Consider the following 14,422-nt stretch of genomic DNA (forward strand, 5'->3'; position numbering starts at 1 on the left):
CGGAAGTACCAGGAGTGCCAGGTGTCCGCTGTCGCCGTGCCCACCGCCGCCCCGTCCCGCCCCGCCTGGGCGACCGACCTGCCCGTCCTGGCGGTCGCCGTCGTCTGGGGAGCGAGCTACCTCGCCGCCAAGGGCATCACCACCCCGGGGACCGTCGTCGCGGTCCTCGTGCTGCGCTTCGCGATCGTGCTGCCCGTGCTGGTCGTCGCCGGAGCGCGCGGGCTGAAGGCGCTGACGGCGGCCCAGTGGCGGGGCGCCGGGCTGCTCGGGCTGGTCCTCAGCGGGATCTTCCTGCTGGAGACGTACGGGATCGTGCACACCTCGGCCACCAACGCCGGGCTCATCATCAGCCTCACCATGATCTTCACCCCGCTCGCGGAGTCGGCCGTCACCCGCACCCGGCCGACCGGCCGCTTCCTCCTCGCCGCCGGGCTCTCCGTCCTGGGCGTGGTGCTGCTGACGCAGGGCGGAGGGTTCACCAGCCCGTCCGGCGGTGATCTGCTGATGCTGCTCGCCGCCCTCGCCCGTACGGTCCACGTCCTCGCGATGGCCCGGATCAAGGCCGTCCAGTCGGCCGACTCGCTCTCCCTGACCACGGTCCAACTGGGCGGCGCGGTCGCCGTCTTCGCCGTGCTCGCCGCCGTGCCCGGGACCGGCTCCGCGCCCTGGACGGTGGCCGCCGGTTTCGGCGTCGCCGAGTGGGCCGGACTGCTGTTCCTCGCCGCCTTCTGCACGCTCTTCGCGTTCTTCGTCCAGATGTGGGCGGTCCGGCGCACCTCGCCGTCCCGGGTCAGCCTGCTGCTCGGCACCGAACCCCTGTGGGCCGCCGCCGTCGGCATCGCCATCGGGGGCGAGCGGCTCGGGATCCTCGGGGCGGTGGGCGCCGTGCTGGTCCTGGCCGGAACGGCCTGGGGGCGGCGCGGCGCACAGGCCTGAACCGGCCACGCCCGACCGCGTCCGCCGGCCGGAGGGTTGGAACACCCAGCGCCGAGGTAGGGACTCGCACGGGGGCGCGGCCGCTCCCGTTGTTGTCACGCGCCGGCCACGGCCCGCACCCGGTCGACGCGGCCCGGCCTCCGAAAGGAACCGCAGTGACCACCGACGCGATACTGGATCTGGGCGCACTCGGCGAGTCGTTCACCCGCGACCCGTACCCCTACTACGCCGAACTCCGCGCCAGGGGACCGGTCCACCGGGTGGTCCTGCCCGGCGGCACGCCCGCCTGGCTCGTGGTGGGGTACGAAGCCGGGCGCGAACTCCTCGCCGACCAGCGGCTGTCCAAGGCGTGGAGGAACGCCTCACCGCTCCTCAACCTCCAGCAGATGACGGCCGGACCGTCGATGCTCAGCTCCGACGCCCCGGACCACACCCGGCTCCGCAAGCTGGTGAGCCGCGAGTTCACGCCACGCCGGATGGAACAACTCGTCCCGCGCGTCCAGCGCATGACGGACGATCTGCTGGACGCGATGCTCGCGGAGCCTGACCGCCGCACCGATCTCGTCGACGCCCTGTCGTTCCCGCTGCCCATGGCGGTGATCTGCGAACTGCTCGGCGTGCCCGACATGGACCGGGTGAGCTTCAGGGAGTGGTCCAACACCGCCCTCTCCTCCACCGACGCCGAGGCGCGCCGCACCGCCGTCACCTCGATGAACGCCTACATCGCCACGCTGCTCGACGAGAAGCGCAAGCAGCCGGGCGACGACCTGATGAGCGCGCTCATCCACACCGCCGACGAGGAGGGGGACCGGCTCTCCGGTGACGAACTGGCGGGCATGGCATGGCTGTTGCTCGTCGCCGGTCATGAGACCACGGTCAACCTCATCACCAACGGGATGCTTCATCTCCTCGCCCACCCCGACCAGTTGGCGGCCCTGCGCGCCGACCCCGGACTGCTCGGCAACGCGGTGGAGGAGATCCTGCGCTACGACAGCCCCGTCGAGACCCCCACGTTCCGCTTCACCACCGGGCCGCTCGCCGTCGGCGGCGACGTGATCCCGGGCGGTGGTGAGCTCGTCCTCGTCGCGTTGGCGGACGCCAACCGGGACCCCGCCCGTTTCGAGGGCGCGGAACGCTTCGACATCACCCGCGACGCACGCGGCCACATCTCCTTCGGCCACGGCATCCACTACTGCCTCGGCGCACCGCTCGCCCGCGTCGAGGCGAGGGTGGCGATCGGCTCGCTGCTGGCGCGTTGCCCCGGCCTGCGGCTGGACACCGATCCGGAGCGGCTCACCTGGCGTACGGGGATGCTGATCCGGGGCCCCGAGCACCTGCCGATCGCCTGGTAGGCCGCCGGGGCCGGGGGTCAGCCGCCGGGGATCTCGGCGAGCGTCACCGGGCGCCGCTCCCGCCGTGAGCGCTCGCACGCCTCGGCGACCCGCAGCGCCGCCAGGGCCTCCCGGGCGTCGCACGGGTTGTCGGCCCGGCCCGCCGCCAGCCGGAGGAAGGCGTCGAGCTCCGCCTCGTACGCCGGGGCGAACCGCTCCAGGAAACCGGGCCAGGCCTTCAGCGGCGCGTCCGGGCCGCCCGGTTCCACCGAGGTGAGCGGGGTGCGGTCGTCCAGGCCCACCGCGATCTGGTCCAGGTCGCCCGCCAGCTCCATCCGTACGTCGTACCCGGCACCGTTGCACCGGGTCGCCGTGGCCGTCACCAGGGTCCGGTCGTCCAGGGTCAGCAGGGCGGCGGCCGTCGACACGTCCCCCGCCTCGCGGAAGGCCGCCGGCCCCGCGTCCGACCCGGTGGCGTACACCTCGGTGACCTCCCGGCCGGTCACCCACCGCACCATGTCGAAGTCGTGGATGAGGCAGTCGCGGAAGAGCCCGCCGGAGAGCGGGAGGTACGCGGCCGGCGGCGGGGCGGGGTCGGAGGTGACGGCCCGCACCGTGTGCAGCCGGCCGAGCCGGCCCTCGCGGACCGCCTCGCGCGCGGCGAGGTACCCGGCGTCGAAGCGGCGCATGAAGCCGAGCTGGAGGACCGAGCCCGCGGCCTCCACCTCCGCCAGCGCGGCGAGCGTCCCCGGCAGGTCCAGGGCGACCGGCTTCTCGCAGAACGCGGGCAGCCCCGCCCGCGCCGCCCGGCCGATCAGACCGGCGTGGGCGGCCGTCGCGGAGGCGATCACCACCGCGTCCACCCCGCCCGCGAACACCTCGTCGACCTCCACCGCGGTACCGCCCGTACGCGCCGCTGCCGCCGCCGCGCGCGCCGGGTCGGCGTCCGCCACCAGCAGCGACTCCACCGCCGGATGACGGCTGAGCGCCACCGCGTGGAAAGTGCCGATACGTCCCGTTCCGACCAGTCCGATACGCATGGCCTCACCGTGGCGTTCGCCCTGTCGCCGTGTCAAGCACGCGCAAAGGCCCCGCACCCCGCTCCGCAGCCCCCCGCGACCTGGGAAATCGCCCGTGCGCCCGGGCGACACATTCATTTGCCCGGGCCCTGCCGGGTGCCGCCCGTCGAACCTCGGGGATACTTGGGCAGCCGGGCCGGGACTCCACACGTCCGCGGCGCACCAGACGGCACAGTGAGCGGCACAAGAAGGGCACGGCTTCGTGGCAAGGGTTCGGACAGGGGTACGCGCGATGGGCGCCGTGCTGGCAGTGGTGCTCGGGGCCTCCCTCGCGGGATGCAGCAGCACCGGCGGCAGGCGGGCGGAGGAACGCGCGGCAGCATCCCAGGCCGCCTCCGAGGGTCATTCGGCCGTGAACACGCCCCGCTGGACGTTCGCCATGATCACCCACTCGGGTGACGGTGACACCTTCTGGGACATCGTCCAGAAGGGCGCCAAGGAGGCGGCGGGCAAGGACAACATCAACTTCCTGTACTCGCACAACGACGAGGCGCAGCAGCAGGCCCAGCTCGTCCAGGCCGCGATCGACAAGAAGGTCGACGGGATCATCGTCTCGCTCGCCAAGCCCGAGGCGATGAAGGACGTCGTCGCCAAGGCGACCAAGGCCGGCATCCCGGTGATCACCGTGAACTCCGGCTCCGCCGAGTCCAAGGCCTACGGCGCGATCACCCACATCGGCCAGGACGAGTCGATCGCCGGCGAGGCGGTCGGCGACGAGCTGAACACACGCGGCCGCGAGAACGTCCTCTGCGTCCTGCACGAGCAGGGCAACGTCGGCCACGAGCAGCGCTGCGCCGGTGTGAAGAAGAACTTCGAGGGCAAGACCACCAACCTCTACGTCGACGGCACCAACATGCCCGACGTCCAGGCGTCCATCGAGGCCAAGCTCCAGACCGACAAGAGCATCGACGCCGTCGTCACCCTCGGCGCCCCCTTCGCCGACGCGGCCGTGCAGGCCAAGAACTCCGCCGGCAGCGACGCCGAGATCGACACCTTCGACCTGAACGCCAAGGTCGCCGCCGGCCTCAAGGCCAAGACGCTCGGCTTCGCCGTCGACCAGCAGCCCTTCCTCCAGGGCTACGAGGCCGTCGACCTGCTCTGGCTCTACCGCTTCAACCGCAACGTCCTCGGCGGCGGCCTGCCCGTCCTCACCGGCCCGCAGGTCATCACGGCCGCCGACGCCGACGAGCTCGCCGAGTACACCGCCCGGGGCACCCGATGACGGGAACCGGACAGCCCACGGCCCCCGCCCCGGCCTCGGGCAGCACCGACGAGCGGCTGCTGCGCACCTCACCGCTGCGCAGGCTCCTGGGCCGCCCAGAGCTGGGCTCGGTCGTCGGCGCCCTCGCCGTCTTCCTCTTCTTCGCCGTCGTCGCCGACAGCTTCCTCCAGCTGTCCAGCTTCGGCACCGTGCTCTACGCGGCCTCCACCATCGGGATCATGGCCGCGCCGGTCGCGCTGCTGATGATCGGCGGGGAGTTCGACCTCTCGGCCGGTGTCATGGTGACCAGCTCGGCGCTGGTCTCCTCGATGTTCAGCTACCAGATGACCGCCAACGTCTGGGTCGGCGTCTTCGTCTCGCTCCTGGTCACCCTGGCCTTCGGCGCGTTCAACGGGTTCATGCTGACCCGGACGAAGCTGCCGAGCTTCATCATCACGCTCGGCACCTTCCTCATGCTGACCGGCCTCAACCTCGGTCTCACCAAGCTCATCAGCGGCACCGTGTCGACCAAGGGCATCGGCGACATGTGGGGCTTCGACTCCGCCCACGCGGTCTTCGCCTCGCAGCTCACCCTCGGCGGCGTCGAGCTGAAGGTGACGATCCTGTGGTGGCTGGTCCTGGTCGCCGTCGCCACCTGGATCCTGATCCGCACCCGCTTCGGCAACTGGATCTTCGCGGTCGGCGGCGACGAGAGCGCGGCCCGCGCGGTCGGCGTCCCCGTGATCCGTACCAAGATCGGCCTCTACCTCGGAGTGGCCTTCGCCGCCTGGGTCTCCGGCCAGCACCTGCTCTTCAGTTTCGACGTGGTCCAGTCCGGCGAGGGCGTCGGCAACGAGCTGATCTACATCATCGCGGCCGTCATCGGCGGCTGCCTGATCACCGGCGGCTACGGCTCCGCGATCGGCTCGGCCGTCGGCGCCATCATCTTCGGCATGACCAGCAAGGGCATCGTCTACGCCGAGTGGAACCCGGACTGGTTCAAGTTCTTCCTCGGAGCGATGCTGCTCCTGGCCACCCTGCTCAACGCATGGGTACGCAAGCGCGCGGAGGCGACGACATGACGGCCCCGGCCCCCCGGACAACGGCCCCCCAGGCGCTGGTCCGGCTCGACCACGTCAGCAAGTACTACGGCAGCATCAAGGCGCTGACCGACGTCTCGCTGGAGGTCCACGCCGGTGAGATCACCTGCGTGCTCGGTGACAACGGCGCCGGCAAGTCCACCCTCATCAAGATCATCGCCGGTCTGCACCGGCACGACGAGGGCACCTTCCGGATCGAGGACGAGGAGACCACCCTGGTCAACCCGCGCGACGCCCTGGACCGGGGCATCGCCACCGTCTACCAGGACCTCGCCGTCGTCCCGCTCATGCCGGTCTGGCGCAACTTCTTCCTCGGCTCGGAGCCGACCACCGGATCCGGCCCGTTCAAGCGCCTGGACGTCCGGCTGATGCGCGAGACGACCCGCGCCGAACTGCACCGCATGGGCATCGACCTGCGCGACGTCGACCAGCCGATCGGCACCCTCTCCGGCGGCGAGCGGCAGTGCGTGGCCATCGCCCGGGCCGTCCACTTCGGCGCCAAGGTCCTCGTCCTGGACGAGCCGACGGCGGCGCTCGGCGTCAAGCAGTCCGGAGTCGTACTGAAGTACGTCGCCGCCGCCCGGGACGCGGGACTCGGAGTGGTCCTCATCACGCACAACCCCCACCACGCCTACCTCGTCGGCGACCGGTTCGTCCTCCTCAAGCGCGGCGCGATGGCCGGCAGCCACACCAAGGGCGACGTCACCCTCGACGAGCTGACCCGGCAGATGGCGGGCGGCAGCGAGCTCGACGAGCTCAGCCACGAGCTGGAGCGCGCCCCCGCGCCGACCTCCATCGGCGGCCACCCGGTGGACGACGACACCGAGTGACCGGGCGGCGGCCCGGCCACGGCGGAAACCGCCGAGGCGGCTGTGGGCGGACGGCAGTGGCAGAATCGATCGAGGTGGGCGCCGTCCGCCGCCGGCAGCACTGACCCGCCGGCCACCCCAGACACCGCAGGGACGATGAGCACGTACCGCGACTTCACCCACCGCGGCTCCGCCCGCGCCACCGTCCTCAAGACCGTCGGTACGAGGGAGCGGCGCTCCCACCTCACGGCGCCCCGCGTCCCCACCGTCGGCATCGACATCGGCGGCACCAAGGTCATGGCCGGCGTCGTCGACGCGGACGGCAACATCCTGGAGCAGCTGCGCACCGAGACGCCCGACAAGTCCAAGAGCCCCCGGGTCGTCGAGGACACCATCGTCGAGCTGGTGCTGGACCTCTCCGACCGCCACGACGTGCACGCCGTCGGCATCGGCGCGGCCGGCTGGGTCGACGCGGACCGCTCCCGGGTGCTCTTCGCCCCGCACCTCGCCTGGCGCGACGAGCCCCTGCGCGACGCCCTCGCCTCCCGCCTCGTCGTCCCCGTCATGGTCGACAACGACGCCAACACCGCCGCCTGGGCGGAGTGGCGGTTCGGCGCCGGACGGGGCGAGGACCACCTGGTGATGATCACTCTCGGCACCGGCATCGGCGGCGCGATCCTGGAGGACGGGCAGGTCAAGCGGGGCAAGTACGGCGTGGCCGGCGAGTTCGGGCACATGCAGGTCGTCCCCGGCGGCCACCGCTGCCCCTGCGGCAACCGCGGCTGCTGGGAGCAGTACAGTTCCGGCAACGCGCTGGTCCGCGAGGCCAAGGAGCTGGCCGCCGCCGACTCCCCGGTCGCGTACAACATCATCGAGCGCGTCAAGGGCAACATCCCGGAGATCACCGGGCCGCTCATCACCGAGCTGGCCCGCGAGGGCGACCCGATGTGCATCGAGCTCTTCCAGGACATCGGCCAGTGGCTCGGCGTCGGCATCGCCAATCTCGCGGCCGCGCTCGACCCCTCCTGCTTCGTCATCGGCGGTGGCGTCAGCGCCGCCGACGAACTGCTGATCAACCCCGCCCGGGACGCCTTCAAGCGCCAGCTCACCGGCCGCGGCTACCGCCCCGAGGCCAGGATCGTCCGGGCGCAGCTCGGCCCCGAGGCCGGCATGGTCGGCGCCGCCGACCTCGCCCGGCTCGTCGCCCGCCGCTTCCGCCGCGCCAACCGCCGCCGGGTCGAGCGGTACGAGCGCTACGCGCAGATCTACGACCAGGCCGCGAGCACCCTGCGCAGCACGCGGAGCCCCCGGACCGGCGACTGAGCGCAGGGCCCGCCGGGCGGGGCCACCCCGCCCGGCGCCGGGAAACACGACCTAGGGATCCGAAGACCATGACCGCAGCCGAGCATCCGAGTCCCGAGGGAACCGTGATCGCCGAAGCCCCCGAGCAGCCCGTGGTGCCGCGCCAGTGCGCACCGGGGGACGGCGAAGCCGCGCCCGATCCGCGCCGGGTCTTCCGCAGACGGCTGATCACCGCGACGATCATCGTGCTGCTGATCGGTATCCCGGCCGGATATCTGCTGGTCTCGGCCGGTCAGAGCCGCGCCTCCGGCAAGGACAAGGAGGCCGAGGCCGCCGCCCAGGGGCTCCGCGCGAGCTGGCCGTCACGGATGCAGCGGCGGATCTTCGAGGTACCCGTACCGGGGAACGCGACGGGAGTGCAGTACTACGAGACCAACAACTGGAAGGCGAGCCGGATGTATCTGAAGTTCCGGACCACCTCCGCCGGTCTCGACCGTTTCCTGAGCGGCATGGGGACCGACCGCGCGGCCCTGAAGACCGGGAAGATCACGATCTCCCAGCGGGACATCCGGATCACCGACTGGAACTTCTGGTCCGGTGCGTCCTGGGCCGGGACGACGCACAGGAACAAGGACCCCCGGCCCACCCAGAACATCACCGTGAACATGACCGACCCGGCGTCCCCGGTCGTCTACGTGGTCTCCGCGGCCACTCCCTGATCCGGGCGGCGGCCCGCCTGATGCGGGCGGCCTCGCCGTGGGGCATCCGGCGCTCCCGTCACCGGTGAGGGGCTCCGGTGCCGGACACACTCCTCACGCGCGCCCGGCCGCGCTCAACGCCTGCCCGAGCGCGTCGAGGCTCACGCCCACGATGGCCAGCAGCTGCGCCGGGGTCGCCCCGGCCCGGCTCATGACGGCGAGAGACTGGTTCACGGCCGCCGTGTGCTCGGCGAAGGCATCGGCATCCTCGTCCGTCAGCCGCCCGGCCTTCAGCGCCGCGCGCAGGCGCGCACGCTGGAAGCCGAACGCCTCCCTGGTGTGCGCCGCTACGGCCTGGCTCAGCACCGGGATCGCCATGGCCGACTGGGCGATCAGGCATCCGTCGGGCAGTTCGGGATCGGCGATGCGATCGAGGGTGACGTCGAAGAACGCGCGAACCGCCGCCAGGGGTTCCGAGGCCGCGGACGACAGGGCGGCGTCGTACGCGGCGCCGTAGCGCGCGGTGTAGAAGTCCAGGCAGCGCAGGAAGAGCCTGTCCTTGTCGCCGAACGAGGAGTAGAGGGAACTGCGGTTCAGCCCCGTCGCCCGGGACAGGTCGTCCACCGAGGTGTCGGCGTAGCCGGCCCGCCAGAACTGGACCATCGCGGCGTCGAGTGCCGTGTCCATGTCGAACTGCTTCTTGCCTGCCACGTGGTACTTCCTCGCCGGTGCGTCGATGCCCATGAGCCGTGATCCATGAGCCGTGCTCCATGGGTGGTTCTTCATGGGGCGTTCTCCATGGGTCGTGCTGCGCACCAGTCTATCTTGAACTGAATGGTTCAAGATGTGTTACGTTGCCGGCGTGATCATGGCCGCGAGCCATCCCCGTTCCCCTGGAGGATTCCTGTGACCGCCCCGGCGACCACCGCTCAGCACGTCCCTGGTTACGTCTCCGAGGGCAACCCTGTCGGCGACCTGCCCCCGCACGACCTGGACGGGTTCACCCACCGCTGGGTCGACGCGGACGGCATCCGCCTCCATGCCGTCGAAGGCGGCCGGCCGGACGGCCCGGCCCTCGTCCTGCTCGCCGGGTTCCCGCAGACGTGGTGGGCCTGGCGGAAGGTCATGCCCAGCCTCGCCGACCGGTTCCGCGTCATCGCGATCGACCTGCCGGGCCAGGGCCACTCCGAGCGCCCGGAGAGCGGCTACGACACCCACACGGTCGCCGCCCACGTCCGTGCCGCCGTGAAGGCGCTCGGGGTTTCTGCCTACTGGCTGGCCGCCCACGACATCGGCGCCTGGGTCGCCTTCTCCCTCGCCCTCGACCACGGGGGACGGCTGCGCGGGGTCGCCCTGCTCGACGCCGGAATCCCCGGCATCACCCTCCCGGAGACCATTCCCACCGACCCGGCCCGGGCGTGGAAGACCTGGCACTTCGCCTTCCACCTGGTGCCCGACCTGCCCGAGACTCTGCTCGCCGGTCGCGAACGCGAGTACGTCGGCTGGTTCCTGAAGACGAAGGCGCTCTCTCCCGGCACGTTCGACGACACCGACCTCGACCACTACGCGGCGGCCCTCGCCGCCGAAGGCGGCCTCCGCGCGGCTCTCGCCTACTACCGGGACGCCGCCGAGTCGGCACGCCGGAACCACCAGGCGCTCGACCGGCAGCACCTGACCGTGCCCGTCCTCGGCATCTCCAGCAGCCACGGCTCCATCCCGGACATGGCGGCTTCCCTCGGCCCCTGGGCCGGTGACGTCACCGGAGTCGTCGTGCCCGACGCCGGGCACTTCATCCCCGACGAGCAGCCCGCCGCCGTCGCCGCCGCCCTGGCCGGCTTCATCGCCGATGAGCACTGACGCCGCCCGGGAACTGTGCCTCGGGGGAGTGCCGACGCCTCCTGGAAACGGTCCCGCCCGGGAGAGCGGGACGCCGCTCAGGGCACCCGTACTCCTGCTCCGGCCGCCCCGTCGTCCCGTAGCGCAGATGCATCTTCAGACGGCCCGAGGTGACGAGCGCGGCGAGGTAGCGCTGCACGGTGGCGCGCGAGACGTCGATCAGCTCGCCCACCTCCGCCGCCGACAGCGGCGCCGGGGAGTTCCGCACGGTCTTCAGCACCGCGTCGCCCGTCAGCGTCCCCGCGGTGGGACGGCGCTCGGGGCGGCGGACGGAGGGTTCCCGCAGCGTGCCGTACACGCTCTCCACGGTGCTCTGGTCCACGGAACCGGCGTCCGTGAGCTGGCGGAACCGGGCGTACCCCCGCAGCTTCTCCGCCAGCAGTTCCGGCGGGAACGGCTTGATCAGATAGGCCGGCGCGCCAGCCGACAGGGCGCGGCGGACCACCGGGCCCTCGGCCGCCGCGCTGAGGACGAAGGCGTCGCAGTCCAGGCCGCGCAGCAGGTCGACACCGGAACCGTCGGACAGGTAGACGTCGACGAGGGCCAGGTCGACGGGTGTTCCGGCGGCCCTGGCGGCGGCGACGGCCGCCAGGGCCTTCGTCGCCGTGTGCGCGGTCCCGGCCACGGTGAAGCCCCGGAGACGGCGCCGCCGGAAACCTGGTCGGCGCCGGTCCCTTCGGGGCCCTCGGCCGGCGGGGAGGGCAGGGGCGGTCCGCCGGGCTCCGCGAGGTACACGTCGCCCCCCTTCGTACGGGCGATCTGACGGGCGAGCGCCAGGCCGATGCCGCGCCCGCCGACGACCGGGTCGTGGTTCTTCGTGGACAGGCCCTCGCGGAACACGTCCTCGGCCGGGACGACCGCGACACCGTCGCCGGTGTCCGCGACGGTGATGACCAGCGTGGTGCCCTCCGTCATGAGTTCCACCTCCACCCGCGCCCCGGGGCGCTGCCCCTGCTGGGCCGCCTCGATCGCGTTGTCGACCAGGTTGCCGAAGACGGTCGTGACGTCGACCGGTGCGGCGAGGGTGCCCTCGACCCAGGTGGCGTCCCCGACGACCAGGGTCACCCCACGCTCCCGGGCCTGGGCGGCCTTCGCCGACAGGAAGGCGCACCAGGTACGCCACGTCCTGGCCTTCATGGGCGAGCCGGTGATCGCCATGCTCGCCGGCGTCCTCTTCGCGCTGTTCGCCCTCGGCTACCGCAGCGGCCTCTCCTCGGACGCCATCCGCAGCGCCCTCACCGACAGCCTGAAGGCCGTCGCCGGCATCCTGCTGATCATCGCGGGCGGCGGCGCGTTCAACCAGGTGCTGAAGGACTCCGGGATCGGCCAGGCCGTCGAGTCCGCCGCGACCGGCATGCACATCAACGTGATCGTGCTGGGCTGGCTGACGGCCCTGCTGCTCTCCTTCTCCACCGGCTCCGCCACCGTCGGCATCGTCGCCGCGACGGGCATCCTCGCGCCCCTCGCCCAGGACGGCGGCAGCCTGCACACCTCGCTCCTCGTGGTGGCCATCGGCGCCGGCTCGATCGGCCTCAACTACGTCAACCACGCGGGCTTCTGGCTGGTGAAGGAGTCCTTCGGGATGACCCTGGGCCAGGCCACGAAGTCGCACACCGCCATCCAGACCATCGTGAGCGTCTGCGGCCTGCTGATGGCGCTGCTGCTGTCGGTCTTCGCCTGAGCCTCGTGCCTGTCCGATCCGTGGGGTTCCCCCCGTCCGTGGGGTTCCCCCCGTCCGTGGGGTTCCCCTCCGTGCGTGGGGTTCCCCCCCCGTCCGCCCCGGCCGGTCCGCGGTCACCCCCGAGGGAGTGCCGCGCGACCGGCCGGGGCATGTCCGGGGACGGCCGGGGCGGTGCCGGGCGGCCTCTGTGCCGGCGGGGGAGCGGTGCTCTCCCGCAGGACGAGCCGCGTCGGTACGAGCGTCGTACCGTGCCCGGGGCCGCTCTGCCGCATCTGGTGCAGGACGCCCGCGACGCAGCGGCGGCCCACCTCGCCGAAGTCCTGGTGGACGGTGGTCAGCGGGGGCTGGAAGGAACCGGCCTCGGCGATGTCGTCGAAACCGACGACGGAGACGTCCCCGGGCACTTCGCGGCCGCGTTCGTGGAGGGCGCGCAGCAGACCGAGCGCCATCTGGTCGTTGGCCGCGAACACGGCGGTGCACTCGGCCTCTTCGGCGATCCGGAGCCCCGCCCGGTAACCCGACTCCGCCGACCAGTCGCCGCGTACGAGGGGCGGCGGAACCCTGCCCTCGTCCTCCAGCGCCGAGCGCCAGGCGTCCGCCCTGCGCTGCGCGGCGTAGGAGCCCTCGGGGCCGGCGAGGTGCCAGACGGTGCGATGGCCCAGGCCCAGCAGGTGGTTGACGGCGTCGCGGGTGCCGCCCGCCTGGTCGGTGTCGACGACGCTGTAGCGGTCCCCGGCGTCGGAGTCCGCGACGACGACCTTCACGTGCGGCGGCAGGGAGAGGCGCGCCTCGTCGAGGAGGTGGACCTCCATGATGACGATGGCCGCGTCGATGGCGAGTTCGCCGAGCCGCGAGAACGCGCCCCGCACCTCGTCCTGGGTGGGGACGGCGACCGGCAGCAGGGTGACCGCGTACCCCTCCTGGGCGGCCGAGGCCGCGATGGCTTCCAGGGTCCGCACGTTGCCGGTGGTGGAGAGCGTGAAGGTGATGACCCCGATGGTGCGGAACTCGCCGCGTTTGAGCGCGCGCGCAGCGCTGTTGGGGCGGTAGCCGAGGTCCTTCATCGCGGCCAGGACCTGCCGGCGGGTCTCCTCGTTCACGCCGGGGAAGCCGTTGGAGACGCGGGAGACCGTCTGGGAGGACACCCCCGCGACCCGGGCCACATCCGCCATCGAGACGGTTCTGCGGCGTTTCGGATTCCCGCTCCCGGGAGCCGGTCCGGTCGGGAACATGCCTGTGCCCGGAGGGCGTTCGCCTGCTTCGTCCACCGTCTCCCTCATCGGATGTCGCCTTCGTGTACGGCTCTTGACCGCCCATCTGGGGGCAGTGTAGACATGCCGCCACCAGATGTTTACGTAAACATAATGCCAGTCGGGCCGTCGGGGCGAGCCCGTTCACCTGCCCGGAACGTGTGCGTGAACGTCCTTTCCGGTTCGGTGAAGCACGAGCGAGGGGCGCGAGATGACGACGCTGCAACCGCCGGCGGCCACAGGGGCCCGCCCGGCAGGACCGCCGATGGCGCGGTCCCGCCGCTCATGGGCGGGATGGGGGTTCATCGGCCCCTTCGTGCTCGTCTTCGCCCTGGTCTTCCTGGTGCCGCTCGGGTACTCGCTGTATCTGAGCCTGTTCCGTACCCGGTTGATCGGCGGCACTACGTTCGTCGGCTTCGACAACTACCAACAGGCGCTTGAAGATCCGCAGTTCTGGGACGGAGTCGCCCGCGTCGGACTCTTCCTGGTGGTCCAGGTGCCGATCATGCTCGGCATCGCGCTCTTCGTCGCACTCGCCGTCGACAGCGGCCGCCTGTACGGCAAGGAGTTCTTCCGGATATCCGTCTTCCTGCCCTACGCCGTCCCCGCCGTCGTCGCCACCCTCATGTGGGGCTTCCTGTACGGCCCCCGGTTCGGCCTGGTCGGCGACATCAACGACGCGCTCGGCCTGCACCTGCCCGACCCGCTCTCCTCAGGACTGGTCCTCGCCTCGATCGGCAACATCGTCACCTGGGAGTTCGTCGGCTACAACATGCTGATCTTCTACTCGGCGCTGCGCGTTGTCCCGCACTCGCTCTACGAGGCGGCCGAGATCGACGGCGCCGGCCCGTGGCGGGTCGTCGCCGCGATCAAACTCCCCGCGATCCGGGGCGCCCTGGTCATCGCGACGATCTTCTCCATCATCGGCAGCTTCCAGCTCTTCAACGAGCCCGCCATCCTGCAGAAGCTGGCGCCGAACACCATCACCACCGACTACACCCCGAACTACTACACGTACTCGCTGTCCTTCTCCGGCCAGCAGCACAACTACTCGGCGACGGTCGCCATCGTCATGGGCGTGATCACCATGGTCGTCGCCTACGTCGTCCAACTGCGCGGCATGCGCAAGGAAGCGTGAA

14 protein-coding genes and 1 pseudogene are annotated in these 14,422 nt (G+C 71.7%); 10 read left to right on the forward strand and 5 right to left on the reverse strand.

Translation table 11 applies throughout. The features are described 5' to 3' along the window. Positions 1 to 21: 21 nt before the first annotated feature. Positions 22 to 936, forward strand: coding sequence for a DMT family transporter (locus tag OG599_RS28640; RefSeq protein ID WP_327178852.1), 915 nt, complete (start codon positions 22 to 24; stop codon positions 934 to 936). 155 nt (positions 937 to 1,091) lie between these two features. Beyond that, a complete protein-coding gene (locus OG599_RS28645) occupies positions 1,092 to 2,288 on the forward strand; it encodes a cytochrome P450 family protein (RefSeq protein ID WP_327178853.1) in 1,197 nt (398 codons plus the stop codon). 17 nt (positions 2,289 to 2,305) lie between these two features. Here OG599_RS28645 and OG599_RS28650 read toward each other — a convergent pair whose 3' ends face one another. Further along, positions 2,306 to 3,307, reverse strand: coding sequence for a Gfo/Idh/MocA family protein (locus OG599_RS28650; RefSeq protein ID WP_327178854.1), 1,002 nt, complete (start codon positions 3,305 to 3,307; stop codon positions 2,306 to 2,308). A gap of 241 nt (positions 3,308 to 3,548) precedes the next feature. Here OG599_RS28650 and OG599_RS28655 point away from each other — a divergent pair, with 241 nt between their 5' ends. The 5 genes from OG599_RS28655 to OG599_RS28675 all read left to right on the forward strand — a co-directional run bounded on the left by OG599_RS28655 (position 3,549) and on the right by OG599_RS28675 (position 8,477). Beyond that, the gene (locus OG599_RS28655; protein ID WP_442809573.1) at positions 3,549 to 4,568 is read left to right on the forward strand and encodes a sugar ABC transporter substrate-binding protein; all 1,020 of its coding nucleotides are present in this window, start codon (positions 3,549 to 3,551) and stop codon (positions 4,566 to 4,568) included. Further along, entirely contained in the window at positions 4,565 to 5,629 is a 1,065-nt protein-coding gene (locus OG599_RS28660; RefSeq protein WP_327178855.1) for an ABC transporter permease, read from the forward strand. The genes OG599_RS28655 and OG599_RS28660 overlap by 4 nt, the downstream gene beginning before the upstream one ends. Continuing rightward, entirely contained in the window at positions 5,626 to 6,477 is an 852-nt protein-coding gene (locus OG599_RS28665; RefSeq protein WP_327178856.1) for an ATP-binding cassette domain-containing protein, read from the forward strand. Before OG599_RS28660 ends, OG599_RS28665 begins: the two co-directional genes overlap by 4 nt. A 135-nt stretch (positions 6,478 to 6,612) precedes the next feature. After that, a complete protein-coding gene (locus tag OG599_RS28670; RefSeq protein ID WP_327178857.1) occupies positions 6,613 to 7,779 on the forward strand; it encodes an ROK family glucokinase in 1,167 nt (388 codons plus the stop codon). A 68-nt stretch (positions 7,780 to 7,847) separates the two neighbouring features. After that, positions 7,848 to 8,477: a hypothetical protein gene (locus tag OG599_RS28675; RefSeq protein WP_327178858.1), complete on the forward strand. Its 630-nt coding sequence runs from the start codon at positions 7,848 to 7,850 to the stop codon at positions 8,475 to 8,477. A gap of 93 nt (positions 8,478 to 8,570) precedes the next feature. On the opposite strand, the gene OG599_RS28680 is transcribed toward OG599_RS28675, so the two are convergent. Continuing rightward, a complete protein-coding gene (locus OG599_RS28680) occupies positions 8,571 to 9,167 on the reverse strand; it encodes a TetR/AcrR family transcriptional regulator (RefSeq protein ID WP_327180226.1) in 597 nt (198 codons plus the stop codon). Between the two features lie 195 nt (positions 9,168 to 9,362). Here OG599_RS28680 and OG599_RS28685 point away from each other — a divergent pair, with 195 nt between their 5' ends. Further along, on the forward strand, positions 9,363 to 10,313 hold the full coding sequence (locus tag OG599_RS28685) for an alpha/beta fold hydrolase (protein ID WP_327178859.1): 951 nt from the start codon (positions 9,363 to 9,365) through the stop codon (positions 10,311 to 10,313). Here OG599_RS28685 and OG599_RS28690 read toward each other — a convergent pair. Then, on the reverse strand, positions 10,294 to 10,977 hold the full coding sequence (locus OG599_RS28690; protein ID WP_327178860.1) for a response regulator: 684 nt from the start codon (positions 10,975 to 10,977) through the stop codon (positions 10,294 to 10,296). The genes OG599_RS28685 and OG599_RS28690 overlap by 20 nt on opposite strands. A 152-nt stretch (positions 10,978 to 11,129) precedes the next feature. Further along, a pseudogene (locus OG599_RS28695) lies at positions 11,130 to 11,336 on the reverse strand (ATP-binding protein); the annotation flags it as partial. Here OG599_RS28695 and OG599_RS28700 point away from each other — a divergent pair. Further along, on the forward strand, positions 11,266 to 12,033 hold the full coding sequence (locus tag OG599_RS28700) for a GntP family permease (protein ID WP_327178861.1): 768 nt from the start codon (positions 11,266 to 11,268) through the stop codon (positions 12,031 to 12,033). The pseudogene OG599_RS28695 and the gene OG599_RS28700 overlap by 71 nt on opposite strands. Positions 12,034 to 12,146: 113 nt before the next feature. Here the strand turns inward: OG599_RS28700 and OG599_RS28705 are convergent, their stop codons facing one another. Beyond that, positions 12,147 to 13,265 (reverse strand): LacI family DNA-binding transcriptional regulator, encoded by a 1,119-nt coding sequence (locus tag OG599_RS28705; protein WP_327180227.1) that lies wholly within the window; start codon positions 13,263 to 13,265, stop codon positions 12,147 to 12,149. A 229-nt stretch (positions 13,266 to 13,494) separates the two neighbouring features. On the opposite strand from OG599_RS28705, the gene OG599_RS28710 reads away from it, so the two are divergent. Beyond that, complete coding sequence (locus OG599_RS28710; RefSeq protein ID WP_327178862.1) at positions 13,495 to 14,421, forward strand: carbohydrate ABC transporter permease; 927 nt, start codon at positions 13,495 to 13,497, stop codon at positions 14,419 to 14,421. Position 14,422: the final 1 nt, after the last annotated feature.

It is taken from the genome of Streptomyces sp. NBC_01335 (genome assembly GCF_035953295.1).
In the GTDB taxonomy this organism is placed as follows: Bacteria; Actinomycetota; Actinomycetes; order Streptomycetales; family Streptomycetaceae; genus Streptomyces.

Excerpts from the sequence above, each read along its gene's own strand:
- OG599_RS28650 (WP_327178854.1), bottom strand. The coding sequence starts at position 3,307 with ATGCGTATCGGACTGGTCGGAACGGGACGTATCGGCACTTTCCACGCG.
- OG599_RS28660 (WP_327178855.1), top strand. The coding sequence starts at position 4,565 with ATGACGGGAACCGGACAGCCCACGGCCCCCGCCCCGGCCTCGGGCAGC.
- OG599_RS28665 (WP_327178856.1), top strand. The coding sequence starts at position 5,626 with ATGACGGCCCCGGCCCCCCGGACAACGGCCCCCCAGGCGCTGGTCCGG.
- OG599_RS28670 (WP_327178857.1), top strand. The coding sequence starts at position 6,613 with ATGAGCACGTACCGCGACTTCACCCACCGCGGCTCCGCCCGCGCCACC.
- OG599_RS28675 (WP_327178858.1), top strand. The coding sequence starts at position 7,848 with ATGACCGCAGCCGAGCATCCGAGTCCCGAGGGAACCGTGATCGCCGAA.
- OG599_RS28700 (WP_327178861.1), top strand. The coding sequence starts at position 11,266 with ATGAGTTCCACCTCCACCCGCGCCCCGGGGCGCTGCCCCTGCTGGGCC.
- OG599_RS28705 (WP_327180227.1), bottom strand. The coding sequence starts at position 13,265 with ATGTTCCCGACCGGACCGGCTCCCGGGAGCGGGAATCCGAAACGCCGC.
- OG599_RS28710 (WP_327178862.1), top strand. The coding sequence starts at position 13,495 with ATGACGACGCTGCAACCGCCGGCGGCCACAGGGGCCCGCCCGGCAGGA.